Source organism: Spirosoma sordidisoli, assembly GCF_004138325.1.
Taxonomy (GTDB): domain Bacteria; phylum Bacteroidota; class Bacteroidia; order Cytophagales; family Spirosomataceae; genus Spirosoma; species Spirosoma sordidisoli.
On record NZ_SBLB01000001.1, the window covers coordinates 486040 to 506745 of the forward strand.

The window sequence follows — 20706 nt, forward strand, 5'->3', positions numbered from 1 at the left end:
CAACCTCTGAAGAGTGCAGCCGGGCTTTTATTACTTTTTGAAGGCCTGGGTTATCTCTCGTAAATCTACGTCCATCAATTTGTCGATCTGTTCAAAAGCAGTGCCTACGCCCGTTACCGTTGCTTTTTCTATGTCTTCGGCCTGTAACTCCAGCGATGAGTTTCTGTCAGTAGTACTTAATGAATAGCGAAGTTTATCGGCCAGGGGCTCCATGTTGCGGTAAATATGGCCCCAAAGAGTCAGCTCGATCAAATCGAACTGTGGTTGTATAATATCGCTTAGGTCAAATGGCGATTGTAACTTTTCGGCTGGGTTAAACTTGTCAAAATAGGTATACAGCCGGGGCCGGAATATAGGGATTTGGGAGAGGATAAAGTCAATGGTCCAGCAGCGTCCAAAGCGTGCCCAAAGGGCTTGCCGCACCACGATGCCCACCTCAAGCAGGGGCGTATTGCGGTTAATTTCCCGCAATCCGGTGTATTCAAAATGCAGGAGTAACAACTCCCAATAGCAATAACGACCTACGTTAGGAGGGGCTATCCAGAGGGCTACGTTGATAAAATAGCGGCTTATTTTTTCCCAGTTTGTTTTATTGACCGCATTCTCCAACCCAATCAGATTCATATTGAACCAGTGGTGCCAGGTGGAATCGACGACAACACGGCCCACGGTGCTGCCATTGCTACGGCCGTCATACACACTGATCATGGGGAAGTGAGCAGCGTTCACTGGCCCTTTCTGGTGGTTCAACTTGGCTTCAATAGTTCCGTAGGCGATAATCTGCGGCCTGGGTTGTACGCCACCTGCATCCGGGTATTCCTTCTCCGGCCCAAACCCCACCGTAGCCGCATAGTCAATGGTGGCGGGGTCCTCGCAACGACCCTCGTGCGGGTGATCAGGCATTACATTGATGGGGCCATGGGTGGGGTGGCAAAGTATCCGATGGGGGTATTTGTACCGGAAAAATCCCTGCCGAATAATGCGTTGGGGCACCCATTGAATGGTCTGGGGCAGGTTATCGCTTTCATTGGCGTTGGCAATCACATCAACGCCGGTATCTTCATCGGGGGTGGCGGGCCGGTTGGTATCCAGTCTGGATGGCCCGTTAATTGGCGGTACACCATCGGCGTTGGTCCATTTGCGCATGCTGCCCACCCGGGGTATCCGATGGCACATGCTGGCACCAAGGTAGTCGTGATCGCCGGTAGCAAATACGCCCCCTCCCTGGTTCATCCAGTCGGTCAATACCCGTAACTCGGCGTCGGTACTATGCCAGGGGTGACTGGTGATGTTTGTGTCTGGCCCGGCAGCATTGTCTGGCGCGAAGCCAAACAGGAATACTTCGTGGTAGCGGTTCAGCACCGGATTGCCACCGGAGGTGGAGTCGAAACGAAAGTCGATGTATCTGGGCTCAAACGGGCCGGGTGAGGCTACTTCCGTGAACACAATATCGGCCGGGTTTATGACCGTTGGCCGTTGGGCAATGTCTACCTTAAAAACGGTACAACCCACCGTCGTTTCCCGCAACAGCTTGATAAAACGACCAACGCCAAAACCATCATTTTCACCAATGCGAACCGAGGTGTCAACGACGATCAGTACGCTAATTCGACGGCGTGTCCATTTCACTAAATCTTTGTAGTGATCAAACGACCGGTAAGCGCCCTCCACCTTGATAGGTGAAGTACCTTCTTTAAAGATTGAAAAGGTGTTTGCCATGATAAGTTGGTTTTAGGTGCGTCAATATTGACACCTAAAGTTTCAAGGCATACAGGGCATCTGAAAGAGTATAAGTACCTGTTTTTGTGTACGGTAACAGGCCTGGGGTTTTACCTGCTATTTCCGGATCAGCTGGTCAATTTACAGGGGATAAGACACCCTAGCCTTCCATAGTATCCATTTGGGAGTTTTACTGATAGACAGCCAGGAAGCTCTCGCTGGGCTTCGGATCTGAACGAACCCAGTCAAATACCGTTACGGGTAGACGCCCGCAGCCAGGGGAGGCATAAGAGCTATCCTCGTGGGTACGGGTAATGGTCTTTAGAATGAGTGGCCGCAACGGCTTATTTACCCAGATGCATGTGCCTGGATAGGGGTCCGGGACAATTGGCCCTGCTGGATTGACCCACCGCTATCGTTGACCGGCCGTCTGACGAGTAATCCGTATGGTGTGCTCAGTCAACCACACCATACGGATCTGCCTAATCGTTCGTGCTTAGGACGTGGCAGAATCGCCAACCGTCGTAAAACCGGTGGCTACGGTAACGGCTTTCCAGTTTTCCAGATCATGCTGCAAGGCCTGTATTTTCCCATACGCCATATCGTAAGCGTCCTGACCGAGCAGCAAATGCAGGGGCGGGTTGGGCGCGTTAGCCACCTGGATTATCGCGGCTACCGCTTTTACCGGATCACCGGGCTGATTGCCTCTGATTTGTTCCCGATGCATAGCTTCTGACTCCCGCACCAGGGCGTAATCGGACAACTGCCCCTGCGCGACCCGCATCGAGCCTGACGACAGGAACTCGGTCCGAAAATAACCGGGCTCAACGATTGTTACCTTCACCCCAAAGGGGGCTACCTCGGCAGCCAGCGATTCCGATAAGCCCTCGACGGCAAATTTGGTGGCGCAATAAATACCCCAGCCAGGAAAGCTACCCGTAATGCCGGCAATCGAAGAAATATTAATGACATGACCGGACTGCTGTTTCCGTAAGTAAGGCATAACCTGCCGGATGACATTCAACATCCCGAATACATTGACCTCGAAATTGGCCCGGGCTTCTTCATTCGTCAATTCTTCCAGACTACCCAGCTGGCCATAACCCGCATTGTTGACGACTACATCAACACGGCCAAACTGGCTGACGGTGGCGTTGAGGGCCTCTCTAACACTGGCCTCGTTTTCCAGATCCACAGCCAGTGGCAGAAAATCAGCCGACTGGCGACCAACGGCCTGGCGCAGTCCATCGATAGTGCGGGAGGTTGCTGCCACCGCATGGCCGGCCTCCAGCAATTGATTGACCAAACCCAGACCGAATCCTTTAGAGGCCCCCGTGATAAACCATACTTTTTGTTCTCCATGTTGCTTGCGTGTTTATTGGCAGCAAAGGTCGGGGAGCAGGGTCTATCCCGGCTTTCGCCAATCAAACCAATGCTTACCAAATTCAAACAGTTCGAAAGGCAGATGGGGTCAGTCGGGTATGCTTTTTAAAGAAGTAGGTAAAATGAGCTGGTTCGTCGAAGCCCAGGCAGTAGCTGATTTCAGCAATGTTCCAGTCGGTATGTTTCAGCAAGGCGGTGGCTTCGCTGATAAGCCGATCGGCGATGTGAGCCGTCGTTGTCCGGCCGGTGGTATCACGGATGGATCGGTTCAGGTGGTTGACATGCACCGACAACTGCCGGGCAAAATCACTGGCCGACCGTAGCCGGAACCGCTGCCCCGGCAACTCGATGGGAAACTGACGTTCGAGCAACTCGATAAAGGCAGCCGTGGTGCGGGACTTAGCATCCGGGTGCTGATAAAGGCTGTCGGAGGGCTGGAATTTCAGGGCTGTATGAATCAATTCGGAGAGGTAGCTGTGAATCAGATCATATTTGTAGATATAGTCTGAGTTGACTTCAGCTAGCATTTTCTCAAAAAGCCCGCTTATCAGGTCATCCTGGGCGGCTTCGAGCGGGTAAGCCGGTTTACCCCCAATCCGGAACATGGGTAACTCCTGCAGGTTACTGCGCATGCGCTCAGCCATGAAGGCCTCCCGAAAGATGCAGAAGAACCCGGTTTGCCTGTCGGAAAGAGGCTCCCAGTTATAGGGCACCTGCGGATTAAAAAACAGCAGGGTCGACCCATTAACCCGGATACTTTTGTCGGCGTAATGATAGAGGTTGTCTCCCCGGATCAGGGAAACTTTGTAGTAATCACGGCGGCTGTACTGAACAGGAACGGTCCCCTGACCGATGCAGTCCTCTAAGCGGAACACATTGATATGCGTGGCGTCATGGTGCAGACCAGCCGGTTGCTGGTTAAATTTCAGTCGGTAAAAATCGGCTATTGTTTCTGTTGGCCCCATGGAACAAACTTACACAATACAACCAAGCAATGGTCATTTGACGACGTTATAACCAGCTATACTATAAATCGCCACCAGGCAAGCTACCAGTCATCGGAGGGAAACTGTCAAATGCTTACGAACGCGGTTTGGCACCGTTTACCAGGAGTTATGATACAAGATGACGGGACCGTGACGCACACAAGCCTGATACTGGGTACGTTGACATCTATCCTTCTACCAACTAAGCGGTGAGCCGCCCAGTCGTCCCTGCCGGTCGGCACCTTCGTTGCTCTGCTGGTACCTGCCCGCCAGAAAGCCAGCGGACTCCAGGGCAACAGACTCAGTCCGCATTTGCGACCGGCAGGAGTGTGCCCCTGCTCCACCAGCGAGTACTCCATCTGCAATGGGGCCGGGTATCTGATGAACGGCGGCTAAGATTGCAGCTTGGGCCGTGTAGCAGGCGGGCATGTCTGAAAAACTGATATACCGAATCTTACCCGCCTGCACCAGAGCGCCCAGCGTGTGCAACACCTCCTCCACGGGTATCACCATATCCCAGACGTGCAGCCAGTAAAGGTCCACGTAGTCGGTCTTCAGCCGACGCAGGAAGTTTTCGAGGGCGTGGTGAATATGCTTGCGGCCGTTGCTCCCCGCGCGCGGGATGCGCGGGGGCGTGTTGAAGCCAAATTTGGTCGCGCAACCCGCCATCAGCTATGCACTGGCCGACGAGTTCTTCTCTGCGCCCACCAGAATCGGCGTTGGCGGTGTCGATCAAGTTACCCCCGGCATCGACGTACTCATTAAAGATCAGTTGGCGGGTGTCGTCAGGCGAGTTCCAGGCCGTGTTGCCAAAGGCCATGATGTCCAGTCTCCACCAGGCCGGAGCGACCCAGTATACGATTATCAGCCAGTGTCATTAATAGCTGTTGCTGGAGCGAAGTCGCTATTGCGCCGAGAAACGGAAGGCCACCGGGCTGAGGCCCGTCTTGCTTTTGAACAGGCGGCTGAAATACTGTGGGTATTCGAAGCCAAGCTGAAAAGCCGTCTCGTTGACCGACAGAGACGTTGTCAGCAGGAGCCGTTTGGCTTTTTCGATCAGGGCCTGGTGAATGTGCTGCTGGGTGTTCTGACCAGTCAGTACGCGCAGCAGATCACTCAGGTAGGCGGGGGACACGTTCAGCTGATCGGCGAAAAACTGAACCGTTGGCAAAGGCTGGTCAGTTTCCTGCGCGAAATAGTCCTTCAGCGCCGTCTCGAACCGGCTCAATACCGATCCTTCGTCACGGTCGTGTTCGACCGAACGCCGGGTAACAAACTGACGGGTGTAAAAACGGTCGGCGTAGGTTAACAGCAACTCGACCTGGCCTACCAATACGTCCTGACTGAACGCGTCGATCGGCCGGTCGCACTCCGCCCGCAGGTTATCGAGCAATCGGCCAAGCTGAACTTCTTCCTGTTCCGACAGGTGGAGCGCTTCATGCACGGCGTAGGCGAAAAAGCCATAGCTGCCGATTCGTTTGCCTACCGGGTATTTCCGCAGCAGGTCCGGGTGAAAGACCAGCATCCAGCCCGTCACCTGGGTGGTATCTAGTGACGGATCGACAGCGAATACCTGGCCGGGCGCTGAAAAACCCATGACTCCCTCGCTGAAATCGTAGGGGCGATGGCCGTAGTACAGCAATCCATTCAGGTTTCGTTTTAAAAATACCGTGTAGAGTTGGAGGGCGACTGGTTTGTGTATACCCTTGCCGCCACGGGCCACCGCCTGTTGATTAGCCGCTCCCAGATCAATCAGGGTGAGCAAGGGATGCGCGGGGGCGGGCAGGTCGTAGAACCGGGTATACTCGGTAACGGTCTGTAGCGTCTGGATGTCGGTGGTCGTGTGTTTCATCGATACGATAAACCATTGGCTGTAATCCGTTTCAGGTTGTTGATTCGCCTGGATGGGCAATCCAACAACCCGAAACGGAGTTTGGTTAGCTAAAAACCGGATAAGCGGAGCCCGCTACGCTGCCCACTGGCAGAATTGCATCGAGTTCGGCGAGTTCCGAAGGGCTCAACGTGATAGCAGCAGCGGCCACATTGGCTTCCAGGTACGTTCGTCGCTTCGTTCCAGGTATAGCCACTACGTGTTGAGCGAGTACCCAGGCCAGGGCCAGTTGCGAAGCGGAAACGCCTTTCGTTACAGCCATTGATTCCAGCTTCTTAACTAACTCCAGGTTCTTATAAAAGTTGTCGCCCTGGTAGCGGGGAAACATCCGGCGTGAATCAGTTGGCTCAAAATCGGCCGGCGATTTGATCGCACCCGACAGAAACCCTCGTCCCAGGGGCGAGTAGCCCACAAAGCCGATACCCAGTTCCCGCGTTGTTTCCAGCACCCCCGTTATTTCTACGCCCCGATCAAACAGCGAATACTCACTCTCAATGGCCGTGATGGGATGCACGGCATGCGCCCGTCTGATGATGTCCGAAGGCACTTCCGACAGACCCAGATACCGGATTTTTCCTTCCTGAACCAGGTCAGCCATGGCCCCTACGGTCTCTTCAATGGGCGTGTTGGGGTCCAGCCGGTGCAGGTAATATAGATCAATGTAATCCGTTTTGAGGTTCTTCAATGATCGCTCAATTGACTTCCGGGCATACGCCGGCTGGCCATTAAAGGCGTAGGTAATGGTGCCGGCATCGTCGACCTCGAAACCGAATTTGGTCGCGATCGTAACCTGGTCGCGTTTTCCCGCCAGGGCTTTACCCACTAGCTGTTCGTTGGTGAAGGGGCCGTATACGTCTGCCGTATCGAGCATGGTTACTCCGAGTTCAAGCGCCCGGTGAATCGTGGCAATACTTTCGCGTTCGTCGGGCGTACCGTATATCGTGCCGCCGGGAAAATCGCTCATGCCCATACAGCCCAATCCTTGTACGGAGACCTGTAAACCCTGACTGCCTAGCGGTATTGTTTTCAATATGCTCATATCGTCTTGTGGTTTGAACCATTAATTACGATACAAAGGTCAGCCCAGTGCCCGCCCCGTCAGCTAAACGAAACGCGGTTTATGCAATACAAAACGCGGTATTGATCATGAATACAGGCAGACAGACGAAGCTAACTCGCTTAGACATAGAACGCTCGTAAGGGCTTAATAACGCGGTCATATTGATGGAGACAGCAATAGTTTTCACCTCCTGTTTGTATGGCGAAGCTGGCGCCATAGAACAGAAAAGCGGTGCCAGTCTGTACTGACACCGCTCTATTGACTACGAGCCGCTTTGGCCATTTTAGTGGCTACTCACCCAATTGCCCTCCAAACTCCGGAATGACTCATGTTCTCATTGTCAACCAGTTTGCTTATTCCCACTCAATGGTGGCCGGGGGTTTGGACGAGATGTCATACACGACCCGGTTTACGCCTTTGACCCGATTGATGATCTCGTTCGAAATATCGGCCAGGAACTCGTACGGCAGGTGGGCCCAGTCGGCGGTCATGCCATCGACGCTCGTTACGGCACGCAGCGCCACGACTCGTTCGTAGGTACGCTCATCACCCATAACGCCCACCGACTGTACTGGTAGCAGCATAGCGCCTGCCTGCCAGACTTTGTCATACAGGCCCTCCCGCTTGAGTCCGTTGATGAACAGAGCGTCGACCTCCTGCAGAATCTGCACTTTTTCGGGCGTAATATCTCCCAGAATACGGATCGCCAGTCCCGGCCCCGGGAACGGGTGGCGGCCCAGGATGGCATCGGGCAAACCCAGGGTGCGGCCTACGGCTCTTACTTCGTCTTTAAAAAGGGTGTTGAGCGGCTCAACCACTTTCAGTTTCATGAAGTCGGGCAGACCACCAACGTTATGGTGCGACTTGATGGTAGCCGATGGTCCTTTGACCGAAACCGACTCGATCACATCGGGATAGATGGTTCCCTGTCCCAGCCACGAAACGCCTTCGATCAGATGGGCTTCGTGGTCAAACACATCGATAAAGGTTTTTCCGATGGCTTTACGCTTGGCCTCGGGATCGGTCAGGCCGGCCAGGGCTGTATAAAAGCGGTCTTTGGCATCGACGCCTTTCACGTTCAGGCCAAGCGTTTTGTACGACTCCAATACCCCGGCAAACTCGTCTTTGCGCAACACGCCGTTGTCGACGAAGATACAGTACAGGTTTTTGCCGATAGCCCGGTGAATGAGCACTGCCGCCACCGACGAATCGACTCCGCCCGACAAACCCAGTACGACTTTGTCGTCGCCCAGTTTCTCGGTCAGCTGAGCAATGGTCGTTTCGGCAAACGACTCGGCGGTCCAGTTCTGCGAACAGCCGCAGATGTCGACAACGAAATTGTGGAGCAGCGTTTTACCCTGCAGCGAGTGGGTCACTTCAGGGTGAAACTGAATGCCGTACGTCGGTTCGCCTTCGACCTCGAAAGCCGCCACCCGCACCGTATCCGTTGAGGCAATGACCCGGAACGAATCGGGCACATTGGTGATCGTATCGGCATGCGACATCCAGACCTGCGAGTGCTGGTCGATGCCGCGCATCAGCGGACTGTCGGTATTGACGGTGCCCAGTTTGGCCCGCCCGTATTCGCGGATGGCCGACGCCTGTACTTCGCCCCCGCTGGTGTGTGCCAGCAGCTGTGCGCCATAACAAACGCCCAGAACGGGCAGCTTATGGCGAAAAGCAGCCAGATGCACATCAGGCGAGTCGGCATCGCGCACAGACGACGGACTACCCGACAGGATGACGCCTTTTACATCCGGGCTGATGGTTGGAATGTTGTTGTAAGGATGGATTTCGCAGTAAACGTTCAGTTCGCGGACCCGGCGGGCGATGAGTTGGGTGTATTGCGAACCGAAATCCAGAATCAGAATCTGTTCGGTGGCCATGGATTGGTCTCTAAAGCACAAAGGTAGGGCATTTTTCAATACGCTGACCTAAAAACCAGGAATCCCCCCTGTACCACCTGTCTGAACGGGTCACTAGCGAACCACAATCAGTCGGGAGCGCAGCCCGCCACCCCTATATTGAGCGGTAATCAGGTAAGGCCCTACCGGTAAGGCCGCCACCGAAAACGGCATCGACGACGCGCCGGCCGGCACCCGTTCTGAGCGCGACAGCACGACCCGGCCCGACTCATTCGTGACCAGCAGCGAAACCGTATCGCCCGACCAGTCGGGCGGCAGCTTGAGCCGAACCTGGTCGCTGGCGGGGTTCGGAATCAGCACGGCAGTCTGAACGAAGGTGGTATCAACCGCGGTCCGGCTTACCGGCAACTCCTGCTTTATGGACAGAATAAGCTGGAGCGACGCCGTAACTACGGGCGAGGAGGCCGACTCGGCCTCCTGATTCACGGCCCGTATCCGATACTGGTAGATGGCGCCGATGCGCATAGGCCTGAGTGGTGAGGTCTGCCGCAGATCGAGGTAACTGGTAGCCGAACCGGGCAGCGTAGCCAGCAGCTGAAACCGCCCGCTGGTATCGGCCCGCTCCAGCACCCATTGGGTAATAGCGGCCGAGGGCGATTTCCAGGCCAGCCGGATCGCCATCGTATCGATCGGAACGGCCTGCAGCGCCTGAGCACCGGGCAGCTGAGCCGCAATGGGCACCTGGAAAAAGGTCAGCGCCCGCATACCCCGCTGGTTTCGGATGGTAGGGCCAACGTAATACCCGACTTCCAGATCCCGGTATGACGACGGCAGATACGTCAGATTTTTGGCGTTGACGGACTTGGTCAGTTTCAGCACGAGCCGGTTGCCCTGTTCCGACACGGACTGTACAACGTTCGACTCACCGGATGGGTAATCGGTATACACGAAATTACGCAGGCTCTGGGTGTAGCGCGCGCCGTTTATCGTATTGACAATGATGGTGTCGGCGGGCCAGCGCATCACCTGCCCCGGTTCAAACTCCAGGGTGATCTCATTCTGCTCGGGGGTGCTGTAAAACACCTTGCGCACATTGGGCGAGGCTATGTTGCTGGTGTCGGTTGCGCCGTACAGGTCGCGGGCCACCAGCCGGTACAGTTCCGTACCGAACTGCCGGTAACCGGCCTCGCCATAGTGAATGCCATCGTACCCGGGCAGGCCGACGGTTGCGATGGGTTCGTTATCGCCAAATATGGCTTTCGACCGGCGCTGGTAATCGCGCAGGGCACCGGCCTGTATCTTGTTTTCGGTCAGCAGGTTCAGCTGCCCGTGGTACACTTTGGTCAGGCCGGGGTAGTCGCGCTTCCAGTTGGCATACAGTTGCGGAAACAACCGGCTGTAGGTGTCCGGATCGCCAACGGCTTCGGCTTCGCCCTGCCGCCAGATCATGGCCCGAACCTGACCGGCCACGCCCGCTTTGGTAGCCCGGTACAGCAACCGGCCGTAGAGCGTATTCAGATTGGTGGGCTGGGTCGCATCCCGAATCACGTGGCTGTTGATGGAGGTAGAGCCCGCAGCGCCGTTGATGACAGCGGTTGGGATACCCTGCTGCTGCGCGATCAGGCGCTGAAGTTCAATACCCCACAGCGCGTTATTGCCTTCCGTCGTATTCGACAGGCTCCAGGCTGTATCGGCCGGGTTGTAGGGCACATCGCCCCGATTGACGCCAAACGTCCGGCAGAACTCACTCCGGTAGGCGTTGTTATCGAACCGGCCCACCGCATTCGACTGGCCCATGACCAGATACACATCGCCACAGACGATGCTGTCACGAACAGCAACCCGCACCGAATCACCGGCCGACGGATGCACGAACAGCGAAAACCGGTACTCGCTCAGCTCCGCTTTGATGATGGGCCTGAAGGCAAACCGCCCCGTTAGCGAGTCGACAGCAACCCGGTTATGCTGATACAGGGTCTGGTTTCGATGAACAACCAGAGAAACGGCTCTGGCGCTCCCGATCGGGATACGGCCACTGATGGTTACGGCACACTGGCTGGACTGATCGCGGGGGTAGAGTTGAAGTGGTGTGGGCCATTGGTCCAGGACAACAGACTGTGCCTGAACCATGACAGGGAAGAATCCCAGAAAGAAAGCGACAATACGTAAGGACTTCACAAGACGACGGTAAGTAAAACGCAAATCTACTTAGATGTCTGTACACATAATAGACTGCTGCCAACTATTTTAACCTAACCGATTCAGCAAGTTACATGACGTATATACGTGAGAGTCTGTTGATTCGATTGACGGCTCAGCTGTATTTAAGGGTAAAGCAGATATTTTTTCCTGGTCAACTTATAAGCGTTAAGAGATGGCTGCCAGCTCTTCCGAATCTGGCTTTCCGGGACACTCGTTTGCAGTTGCAGCCGCAGCTGATCCGTACCCGCCAGCTTATCGATGTAGTTCGTGGCCAGAAAGAAGCTGGTTTTGTCCGTAGCGCGTTTGTAGAAGTCGATGAGGTACGTTAGCACCAGGCTCTGGCGCGACACCGGTACGGTCGACAGATCGAGGCCGTAGCAGAGTTTACCTTCCTGGGGTGGGTTCATGGCACCGGGCTTATCGACGGGGGTAAACGTATACGGGCCGTATTTGGTAAGGGGCGAGCCAATCACCTGAAACTGCTTATCGGTGCCCCGGCCAATGCTCACCACCGTTCCTTCGAAGAAACAAAGCGACGGATAGAGCAGCACCGACTGCTGGTTAGGCAGGTTGGGCGACGGCGGTATGGGCAGCACGTAGGGCGTTTTGTGGGTGTAGTTTTTTACGGGAATAACCGTCAGCGGAGCGATCCGGCCGGGCCCGAGCCAGCCTTCGCCGTTGATCATACGCGCCAGTTCGCCGATGGTCAGTCCATGAACGACCGGAATAGGGTGCATACCGACAAACGACTTAAACTTGGGGTCAAGTACAGGGCCATCGATGTAATGCCCGTTCGGATTGGGACGGTCCAGCACGATCATGGGCTTACGGGTTTCGGCGCAGGCTTCCATCACGTAATGCATGGTGCTGATGTACGTATAGAAACGGGTACCGACATCCTGGATATCGAACAGGATTACGTCCAGCGAATCCATTTGCTCGGGCGTTGGCTTGCGGTTCTTGCCGTAGAGCGAGGTGATGTAAATCCCCGTACGCGAATCGCGCCCACTGCTGATTTCTTCACCATCGGTAGCCTGCCCGCGAAAGCCATGTTCCGGCGCAAAAATGGTTTTTATGCTGATGCCCCGCGCCAGGAGCGTATCGACCAGATGGGTACGCCCAATCGTTGAGGTATGGTTAACGACCAGCCCCACCCGTTTTCCCTGCAGGGCGGGCAGGTACAGCGGCAGTTGTGAGGCTCCGGTAACGGGTTGGGCCTGCGCTCCCTGACTGACAATGACTAAGAGTATACAAACTGCGGTGACGATGCGCGAACGAATGGAAATTGGATTCATAACAAATCAGTAATTAATCGGTATGCTGATCAGCACCCGGCCGCTGCCGGATGGGTAGCTGAATAACAAAGGTAGTACCGCTGGCCGAAGTAGAATCTAGCGACAGAACGCCCCCGTAGCCTTTGGTGATGATATCATAGCTGATTGACAGCCCAAGTCCGGTGCCCTGGCCGGTTGGTTTGGTGGTAAAAAAAGGCTGAAAAATTTTCTGTGCGGCCTCGCTGGGCACCCCCGTTCCGTTGTCGCTCACCCGGATCTCGACCTGGTCGGCTACCTGCCGGGTCTGAACGGTAACGGCGGGCTGGTAGCCGGCCGGGCTCAGCAGCTGTCGTTCCCGCACCGCATGAAAAGCGTTATTGAACAGGTTAAGCAGCACCCGCCCCACCTCCTGCGGCACCACCGCTACCGAAGGCAGATCCGGTTGCAGATCGACGATGAGCTGAGCGTTGAAGTCTTTATGGGCCGCCCGCAAGCCATGGTACGACAGCTTCAGGTATTCATCGGCCAGCGCGTTCAGATTGGTTAGGGCGGGCTGGCCGGTATTATTACGGGCATGATCGAGCATACTGCGCACGATGCCCGACGCCCGACTGCCGTGCTGGTTGATTTTGTCCAGATTTTGCCGGAGGTCGGCCAGCAGTTCGGCTTCCAGGTCGTCATCCCGTTTATCCGGCTCTTTGGCTCGTTCTTCTTCCAGTTCGGTAACCAGTTCGCCCGATACCTCGGCGAAGTTGTTGACGAAGTTGAGCGGGTTCTGGATTTCGTGGGCAATGCCGGCTGTCAGCTCGCCGAGGCTGGCCATTTTCTCGCGCTGCACCAGCTGCTGCTGGGTACTTCGCAGTTCGGCCAGCGACTGCCGCAGTTCGGCGGTACGGTCGGCCACCTGCCGTTCCAGCGTCTCGTTCTGGCTTTTGAGTAGGCTCTCTTTCTCGGCCGACAGCTGTTCAACTTCATCCAGCCGGGCCTCAAGGCTGCGGTTGGTCTGCGCGTATTCGCGCGCCAGGATGATGGCAAAGCTGATCGGAAGTACCACAAAAAACAGCAGATTGGTGGCGTTTCCCCAGTAGGCGGCATAGGTCGGATACGCATCACTGAGCCAGGCGCTGGCAAACCCGCCCACAACCAGAATCAGCAGCAGCGCCAGCGAGCTACCCAGCACCAGCCGCGCATTGGGTCGACCAGCCCGGTTGGCCAGGATACTGACCCGCAACCCATCAATGAACAAGACTACAACCGTTACAGTATATAGTAAACTTCCCGCCTTTGAGTAATCTGAATAATGCAGCAGCAGGCGCGATACGAAAAGAACAACCGCTATCAGCCAGAACAGCCACGACAACCGGTACCCCAGATACACGTAGTAGATCGCCAGCAGCAGGGTCATGAACAAGGTGACCATCAGATTTCCCACCAGCGACATCCACTCCGCGGCTTCCGGACTGGTAATCACCCCCAGCGAGGTAAGCAGGGCTATAAACAGCGAACAGGATGCGGCCGTCAGTCCGAAGATCAGGTTGATGCGCTGACGCCGGTAATAGAAGTACAGAAAATGGATGGCACCCAGCATGAAAAATATCCCGACCAGCATGTAGTTCGTCAGGGTAGAGGCAAACAGTTGCTCGGCCACCTCGCTGGTAGTCTTCTCGGTCCGCACCAGCTTCACAAAAAAAATCGGCAAACTCTGGTAATACAGATGAGGCACGTAGCCGGGTGGTCTGTGCTGGGATAGGCGTACGGCTATGACATGCCGACCAGCCGTCAACGGCGGCAGCAGGTAGCGCTCCCAGGTGGCGGGCGTGTAGGACTGCTGCTGCGCGTAGTTTTTCCCGACGGTTCCCAGCTTTACCAGCAATTTGCCATCCAGATACAGTTCAGACGCGCCGTACTGATTCAGCTCCATCGACATCGACTGACGGGCAACGGCAGAACCCAGGTTGACCGTAATCCGCAGCCAGCCCAGGGGTGAGCGCTGGAAGTCAGGCAGTTCATCAATGGACTGGATGGGCTGAATGGGACTCCATCGGCGGTCGTCGAAGTCAGGACTGGCCCATATGGCCTGATCGCCTGGATGCCACCGCCAGCCCGATCTGAGGAGCAGCCCGTTGTCGGGCAGACTGTCGACCTGGATTGGGGATTGGGCATGGGCGAACCCGAAACCGCCGACCAGCACGATCAGCCAAAAAAATCGGGTATACAACCCCATTACATCTCGTGATTTAGTCGCTAAAAATACGCACCGACCGGGTTAGTTCATAACCGGAGCCGGGCTATGTCGGCCGGAACAGGCAAAAAGCGTAGTTTTGTCGTTATCTGCCAAGTTACCCATCGGAGGGTAATTTATGAACGAGTAACCATCGCTTTGAACGTTCCTGTTTTTCTGGCCCGCAAGGTACGCCACGCCCCGATCGGCTCTTTTTCGGCAACGGTAACGCGGGTAGGCGTAGCCAGCATTGCGCTGGGGCTGGCCATTCTGATCATTGCCTTCGCGATCCTGTTTGGCTACAAACGCACCATTCAGCAGAAGATATTCCTGTTCGGGGCTCATCTGCAGGTGTCTAAATTCACCAACAACTTCTCGTACGAGGAGTCGCCCCTGCCGGTCAATACGGCGCTGTATCAGCAGCGCGAGCCCATTCCGGGCGTTCAGTATATGCAGGCCGTGGCGCTGAAAGCCGGCATTCTGAAGACCAAAGAAGACCTGGCGGGGGTTATCCTGAAAGGCGTCGGCCGTGATTATCGCTGGGACCTGGTGCGCGAATCGCTCGTAGCCGGCACCGTACCGGTTGTAGGGGCCGATACAGGCAACGGCAGCACCCAGCTTCTTATCAGCCAGTACATGGCGCGGCAGCTGCGTCTTTCGGTCGGTCAAAAAGTACCGATGTATTTTCTGGGTAACCCGCCCCGTGCCCGCAGCATGACCGTCGTCGGCATCTACGATACAGGACTCGAAGAGGTCGACAAGACCATTGCCATCGGCGATATCCGGCTGGTGCAGCGGCTCAACGGCTGGGGGCCCGACTCGGTAGGCAGCTACGAAATTTTCGTGAACGACTTCGATCAGCTCGAAGCGACCCGCAACGCCGTCTTCGACCAGACAACGCCCGATATGCGCGTAACCCGCGTTACCGATCAGTACCGCCCCTTGTTCGACTGGATGGTTCTGCTCGACCGCAACATGGTCATTCTGCTGGCGCTGGTCACGTTTGTGGCCTCGTTCAATATGATTTCGGTGTTGCTGGTGCTGATGATGGAGCGCACGCCAATGATTGGTCTGCTGAAGGCGCTGGGGGGCGACGATCCCCTGATCCGGAAGGTGTTTCTCTACGTCGGCCTCAATATGGTGGGCTGGGGACTGCTGATCGGTAACGCTGTCGGGCTGGCTTTCTGTTTTCTCCAGTATCGGTACCAGCTCATCCCCCTCGACCCTAAAAATTACTTCGTCAACCACGTCCCCATTGCCTGGGACTGGCCTACGATTCTGGCGCTGAACGGCGCTACCGTCCTGCTGATTGCCCTTGTACTCTGGCTACCGACGTTCGTCATCAACCGCATTCAGCCCGTAAAAGCGCTGGCGTTCAAAAAGTAGAAAAACGGGGTTTCACCCGAAACGGTATCCCCGCCGAAACGTTTATCGGCTCTCATCCGCGATAGCTGCGTTTTCAGGTCTATCGCGGATGAGAGCCGAATGTCTTTCTGGCTTATTCGACCGCCCGAACGGTATAGCCTTTCTGGCGGAGCAGGTTCACGACGCCTTTATCGTTACCGAGGTGGCCCGCCCCAAACGCGAAAAAGGTCGGTTTGTCTTTGGCGGCCTTCTCGATGACCGGTATCCAGTTGGCGTTCCGTTCGTTGAGCAGCTTGTCTTCAAACTCAACGGAGTTGCTGCTGAACTGGCTGGTTTTAACCATATTCATCAGTTTGGCAATATCGCGGGCTTTGTACGCGTCGAGCAGGTTCATAAATTCTTTTTTGGCTTCATCGGGCTTTCTGGCCATATCGACCAGGCCTTTCAGCTGTTCCTGCTCCGGAATTTTGTCCAGTGCCGCCAGCTGAGCCTCCAGCGACTCGAGCCCCAGCACCTCTTTCTTGTCTTTCCCCGCCATCTGCGCAAACGTCAGGTCGTAGGAAGCTGGCTGGCAGGGCAATACGGTCATGTACATGAGCGACATCAGGCCGATGGGTTTAAAGCCCCCCACCTGCGTCAGACTCACGTTCATCTTCTGCTTGAGGTAGGTATCCAGCACCGTGTAATCATCGGGCTTGAGCATGTCTTTGATGTTTTTCCCATTGGGCATCATCATAGCCTTCTGCATCTGCCCCATCATGGCCGGATCATCCATGTCCAGTTCGAGATAAACCTGCTGGGCGTCGCCAATGGCTTTTTTCGTAGCCTCGGTGATGTTCAGGTCCGTGGGGCAGACCAGATGGAAGGTGCCGTAGAGATAGGATGGCTGGCTGAGGCCGTTGCCCGTCACTTCATAGAGTAAAGCGTTATCCTGTGCATTCGTTGTGCCGATGAGTGTTCCGGCCAGCAGCAGACCGGCGATTAGTTGTTTTTTCATGAGATTGGCAGGCGTTTGTCTGTTTGGTTGAACCAAAGCTACGACAGACGGACAGGCTCTGCCAACAAAATGGGGGCAAGTCGGGCGAAGATGGGACAAACAGCAGCAACGATGGGATGAAACCCATTCCCGATTGCTTTAGTAACTTTGGCAAAAAAGGAGAAGAACGGCAGACCAGCAGACGGCAGGCAGGCGATTTCGACAACGGGATCCGGTCTGTTTCACCACGATCAGCCTGCTCGTCTCCGCCTTATTCCCTTCATCAATATGATCGCTACTCCCGCTAAACCCCAGTCCCAGCCCGAAACCGGCTGGACCCATAAAATCCGTATCGTCACGGCCGCGTCGCTCTTCGACGGCCACGATGCGGCTATCAACCTTATGCGCCGGCTGATGCAGGCGTCGGGCGCTGAAGTCATTCACCTTGGCCATAACCGATCCGTTGCCGAAATCGTCGACTGCGCCATTCAGGAAGACGTACAGGGCATTGCCATTACCAGCTATCAGGGCGGCCACCTTGAGTTTTTCAAGTATATGTACGACCTGCTGAATGAACGCGGGGCAGGTCATATCCGAATTTTTGGCGGAGGGGGCGGCACCATTCTGCCCTCGGAGATCGACGAGCTGCACGCCTATGGGATCACCCGCATTTACAGCCCCGACGATGGCCGCGCCATGGGATTGCAGGGCATGATCAACGACCTGCTGCAGCAGTGCGATTTTGAACTCCCCCCCCTGCCCACCACCGACCCCATTGACGTCCACGCCATTCCCCGGCTGATCACCACGGCCGAGAACGAACGCGCCACGGAGAAGCAACGGCCCGGCGAACCGGCCTTTGCGGCTCAGCGACCAGATGGCGCCCTGTCGAACCCGCCGGTGCTGGGTATTACGGGTACGGGCGGAGCCGGCAAGTCGTCGCTGGTCGATGAGCTGGTGCTGCGCTACCTGCGTACCTACCCCGACAAAACACTGGCCATTATTTCGGTCGACCCCTCGAAGCGAAAAACCGGCGGGGCCCTGCTCGGCGACCGAATTCGGATGAATACCATCCATAACCCTCGCGTTTACATGCGGTCGCTGGCCACGCGGCAGTCGAATCTGGCGCTGAGCCGCCACGTGCAGGATGCCATTGACGTCTGCAAAGCCGCCCACTTTGACCTGATCATCGTCGAAACCTCCGGCATTGGGCAGTCCGACACCGAAATCACCGAACATGCCGACAAGACGCTGTACGTGATGACGGCGGAGTACGGCGCAGCGACGCAGCTGGAGAAAATCGACATGCTCGACTTCGCCGACGTCATCGCCATCAACAAATTCGACAAACGCGGCTCGCTCGACGCCCTGCGCGACGTGCGCAAGCAGTACCGCCGGAATCATAACCTCTGGGACACGGCCGACGATGCGCTGCCTATTCTGGGCACGATAGCCTCGCAGTTCAACGACCCGGGCATGAACGCCCTGTTCGATCGGCTGATGGAAACGCTGGGACTTTCGCCGGGACCAGTCGCGAGCAACGCAGAAATTCAAGGTACAACCCCTGCTCCCCCCCAGGCCATTATTCCCCCCGACCGGGTGCGGTACCTGGCCGAAATTGTGGAAGAGAGCCGCCGTTACGACGCCTTCGTGAACGAACAGACAGCCCTCGCCCGCCAGCTCTACCAGATTGACGGCGTCCTCCAAACCCTGTCCGTGGTCGTAGACCCGGACAGTGGTGGAGTGGCGAGCAGAGGGGAAACACTACCGACACCACGCCCCGGGTCTGCGACCACGGACAGGGTGTCGGTACACACCGAACTCCAGAAACTGTATACCGAACTCGAAGCACGGCTTCATCCCGACTGTCGCTACTGGCTACAGCAGTGGCCCGCCATGCAGCAGCGGTATACGGCCGACGTTTACGAATTTAAAGTCCGCGACAAAGTGATCCGGCAGCCGCTGTATACCGAAACCCTGTCGCACCTGAAAATACCGAAGGTCAGCCTGCCCAAATACCACGACTGGGGGGATGTGCTGCGCTGGCTGCTGACCGAAAATGTACCGGGCGAGTTCCCTTACGCAGCCGGGGTATTCCCGCTCAAGCGCGAGGGCGAAGACCCAACCCGTATGTTTGCGGGCGAGGGTGGCCCCGAACGAACCAACCGCCGGTTCCACTACGTCTCCAAAGGGCAACCCGCCAAACGGCTCTCCACCGCTTTTGACTCCGTAACGCTCTATGGCGAAGACCCGGCGCTGCGTCCCGACATTTTTGGCAAGGTAGGCAACTCGGGCGTGAGCGTCTGTACCCTCGACGATGCCAAAAAGCTCTACTCGGGCTTCGACCTCTGCGACCCGGCCACCAGCGTCTCGATGACCATCAACGGTCCCGCGCCCATGCTGCTGGCCTTCTTCCTCAACGCAGCCATCGACCAGCAGTGCGAAAAATGGCTGGCCGACAACGCAGACAGCCTCAAACTCGCTTCAGCCCCCCACGCTCCGGCCTACAACGGACCGCTCCCCGAAGGCAATAGCGGGCTGGGACTGGGCCTGCTGGGCACCACCGGCGACCGGGTACTGCCGCGCGAGGTCTATGAGCAGATCAAAGCCGACACCCTGCGCAAAGTTCGTGGTACCGTACAGGCCGACATTCTGAAAGAAGACCAGGCCCAGAACACCTGCATCTTCTCGACCGAATTTGCGCTCAAAATGATGGGCGACATCCAGCAGTACTTCACCGACAACCGCGTCCAGAATTTTTATTCGGTGTCGATTTCGGGCTACCACATTGCCGAAGCGGGCGCCAACCCCATCTCGCAGCTGGCCTTCACCCTCTCCAACGGCTTTACGTTTGTCGAATACTACCTCAGCCGGGGTATGCGGGTCGACGATTTTGCGCCCAACCTGTCGTTCTTTTTCTCCAACGGCATGGACCCCGAATATACCGTTCTGGGTCGGGTAGCCCGGCGCATCTGGGCGAAGGCGATGAAGCACAAGTACCGGGGCAACGACCGAAGCCAGAAGCTGAAGTACCACATCCAGACCTCGGGCCGGAGTCTGCACGCGCAGGAGATTGCGTTCAACGATATCCGCACCACCCTGCAGGCCCTGCTCGCCATCTACGACAACACCAACTCGCTGCACACGAACGCCTACGACGAAGCCATCACGACCCCTACCGAAGAATCGGTTCGGCGGGCCATGGCCATTCAGCTCGTCATTAACCGCGAATTCGGCCTGACAAAAAACGAAAATCCGCTGCAGGGTTCGTTCGTTGTTGAAGAGCTTACGGACCTGGTCGAAGAAGCCGTCTATCAGGAATTTCTGGCCATTAACGAACGCGGAGGGGTGCTGGGCGCCATGGAACGGATGTACCAGCGCAGCAAGATTCAGGAAGAATCGATGTACTACGAAACCCTGAAACACAACGGCGACCTGCCCATCGTGGGGGTCAACACCTTCCTCGACCCCAACGGCTCACCTACCATCGTGCCGGCCGAAGTGATCCGTAGCACCGACGACGAAAAACGCAGCCAGGTCGACAACTGCCGGACCTTTCAGGAGCGTCATCGCGCCGAAGCCGAGGTAGCACTGGCCAACCTCCAGGCTACCGCCCTGGCCAATGGAAACCTATTCGAGAGCCTGATGGAGGCCGCCAAAGTTTGTTCGCTGGGTCAGCTCAGCAATGCCCTGTACGCCGTAGGGGGCAAGTATCGCCGAAATATGTAAAGAATCACCGCCCGACGGCTGCTGATAAAACCAAC

12 protein-coding genes and 2 pseudogenes are annotated in these 20706 nt (G+C 56.3%); 2 read left to right on the forward strand and 12 right to left on the reverse strand.

Annotation, left to right across the window (positions count from 1 at the left end):
* Positions 1-30: 30 nt before the first annotated feature.
* The 11 genes and pseudogenes from EQG79_RS02270 to EQG79_RS31260 form a co-directional block, all read right to left on the reverse strand.
* Positions 31-1719 carry a hypothetical protein gene (locus EQG79_RS02270; protein ID WP_077923130.1) on the reverse strand — a complete coding sequence of 563 codons (1689 nt, stop codon included), beginning with the start codon at positions 1717-1719 and terminating at the stop codon, positions 31-33.
* Between the two features lie 496 nt (positions 1720-2215).
* A pseudogene (locus EQG79_RS02275) lies at positions 2216-3073 on the reverse strand (oxidoreductase); the annotation flags it as partial.
* Between the two features lie 91 nt (positions 3074-3164).
* Positions 3165-4067, reverse strand: a complete 903-nt coding sequence (locus tag EQG79_RS02280) for a helix-turn-helix domain-containing protein (protein ID WP_129599670.1) — start codon at positions 4065-4067, stop codon at positions 3165-3167.
* Positions 4068-4283: 216 nt separating this feature from the next.
* Positions 4284-4757 (reverse strand): aldo/keto reductase, encoded by a 474-nt coding sequence (locus tag EQG79_RS31200; RefSeq protein WP_206445574.1) that lies wholly within the window; start codon positions 4755-4757, stop codon positions 4284-4286.
* Between the two features lie 37 nt (positions 4758-4794).
* Positions 4795-4908: pseudogene (locus EQG79_RS31585) on the reverse strand (hypothetical protein); the annotation flags it as partial.
* 84 nt (positions 4909-4992) lie between these two features.
* The gene (locus EQG79_RS02290; protein ID WP_129599673.1) at positions 4993-5940 is read right to left on the reverse strand and encodes a helix-turn-helix domain-containing protein; all 948 of its coding nucleotides are present in this window, start codon (positions 5938-5940) and stop codon (positions 4993-4995) included.
* A gap of 85 nt (positions 5941-6025) precedes the next feature.
* A complete protein-coding gene (locus tag EQG79_RS02295; RefSeq protein ID WP_129599675.1) occupies positions 6026-7018 on the reverse strand; it encodes an aldo/keto reductase in 993 nt (330 codons plus the stop codon).
* A 374-nt stretch (positions 7019-7392) separates the two neighbouring features.
* Positions 7393-8925 carry a glutamine-hydrolyzing GMP synthase gene (gene guaA, locus EQG79_RS02300; protein ID WP_077923135.1) on the reverse strand — a complete coding sequence of 511 codons (1533 nt, stop codon included), beginning with the start codon at positions 8923-8925 and terminating at the stop codon, positions 7393-7395.
* A gap of 93 nt (positions 8926-9018) precedes the next feature.
* Positions 9019-11082 (reverse strand): sialate O-acetylesterase, encoded by a 2064-nt coding sequence (locus EQG79_RS02305; RefSeq protein ID WP_236648868.1) that lies wholly within the window; start codon positions 11080-11082, stop codon positions 9019-9021.
* 146 nt (positions 11083-11228) lie between these two features.
* Positions 11229-12401 carry an exo-beta-N-acetylmuramidase NamZ family protein gene (locus EQG79_RS02310; protein ID WP_077923137.1) on the reverse strand — a complete coding sequence of 391 codons (1173 nt, stop codon included), beginning with the start codon at positions 12399-12401 and terminating at the stop codon, positions 11229-11231.
* A gap of 13 nt (positions 12402-12414) precedes the next feature.
* The gene (locus EQG79_RS31260) at positions 12415-14604 is read right to left on the reverse strand and encodes an ATP-binding protein (RefSeq protein ID WP_129599676.1); all 2190 of its coding nucleotides are present in this window, start codon (positions 14602-14604) and stop codon (positions 12415-12417) included.
* A gap of 156 nt (positions 14605-14760) precedes the next feature.
* Here EQG79_RS31260 and EQG79_RS02320 point away from each other — a divergent pair, with 156 nt between their 5' ends.
* Positions 14761-15987 (forward strand): ABC transporter permease, encoded by a 1227-nt coding sequence (locus EQG79_RS02320; RefSeq protein ID WP_077923139.1) that lies wholly within the window; start codon positions 14761-14763, stop codon positions 15985-15987.
* 112 nt (positions 15988-16099) lie between these two features.
* Here the strand turns inward: EQG79_RS02320 and EQG79_RS02325 are convergent, their stop codons facing one another.
* Positions 16100-16963, reverse strand: a complete 864-nt coding sequence (locus EQG79_RS02325; RefSeq protein ID WP_129599677.1) for a TraB/GumN family protein — start codon at positions 16961-16963, stop codon at positions 16100-16102.
* 267 nt (positions 16964-17230) lie between these two features.
* On the opposite strand from EQG79_RS02325, the gene EQG79_RS02330 reads away from it, so the two are divergent.
* On the forward strand, positions 17231-20671 hold the full coding sequence (locus EQG79_RS02330; RefSeq protein WP_129599678.1) for a methylmalonyl-CoA mutase family protein: 3441 nt from the start codon (positions 17231-17233) through the stop codon (positions 20669-20671).
* The last annotated feature ends 35 nt before the right edge of the window (positions 20672-20706 follow it).

Coding starts and splice junctions, on each gene's coding strand:
- EQG79_RS02270 (WP_077923130.1), bottom strand. CDS start 1,719: ATGGCAAACACCTTTTCAATCTTTAAAGAAGGTACTTCACCTATCAAG.
- EQG79_RS02280 (WP_129599670.1), bottom strand. CDS start 4,067: ATGGGGCCAACAGAAACAATAGCCGATTTTTACCGACTGAAATTTAAC.
- EQG79_RS31200 (WP_206445574.1), bottom strand. CDS start 4,757: ATGGCGGGTTGCGCGACCAAATTTGGCTTCAACACGCCCCCGCGCATC.
- EQG79_RS02290 (WP_129599673.1), bottom strand. CDS start 5,940: ATGAAACACACGACCACCGACATCCAGACGCTACAGACCGTTACCGAG.
- EQG79_RS02295 (WP_129599675.1), bottom strand. CDS start 7,018: ATGAGCATATTGAAAACAATACCGCTAGGCAGTCAGGGTTTACAGGTC.
- guaA (WP_077923135.1), bottom strand. CDS start 8,925: ATGGCCACCGAACAGATTCTGATTCTGGATTTCGGTTCGCAATACACC.
- EQG79_RS02310 (WP_077923137.1), bottom strand. CDS start 12,401: ATGAATCCAATTTCCATTCGTTCGCGCATCGTCACCGCAGTTTGTATA.
- EQG79_RS31260 (WP_129599676.1), bottom strand. CDS start 14,604: ATGGGGTTGTATACCCGATTTTTTTGGCTGATCGTGCTGGTCGGCGGT.
- EQG79_RS02325 (WP_129599677.1), bottom strand. CDS start 16,963: ATGAAAAAACAACTAATCGCCGGTCTGCTGCTGGCCGGAACACTCATC.
- EQG79_RS02330 (WP_129599678.1), top strand. CDS start 17,231: ATGATCGCTACTCCCGCTAAACCCCAGTCCCAGCCCGAAACCGGCTGG.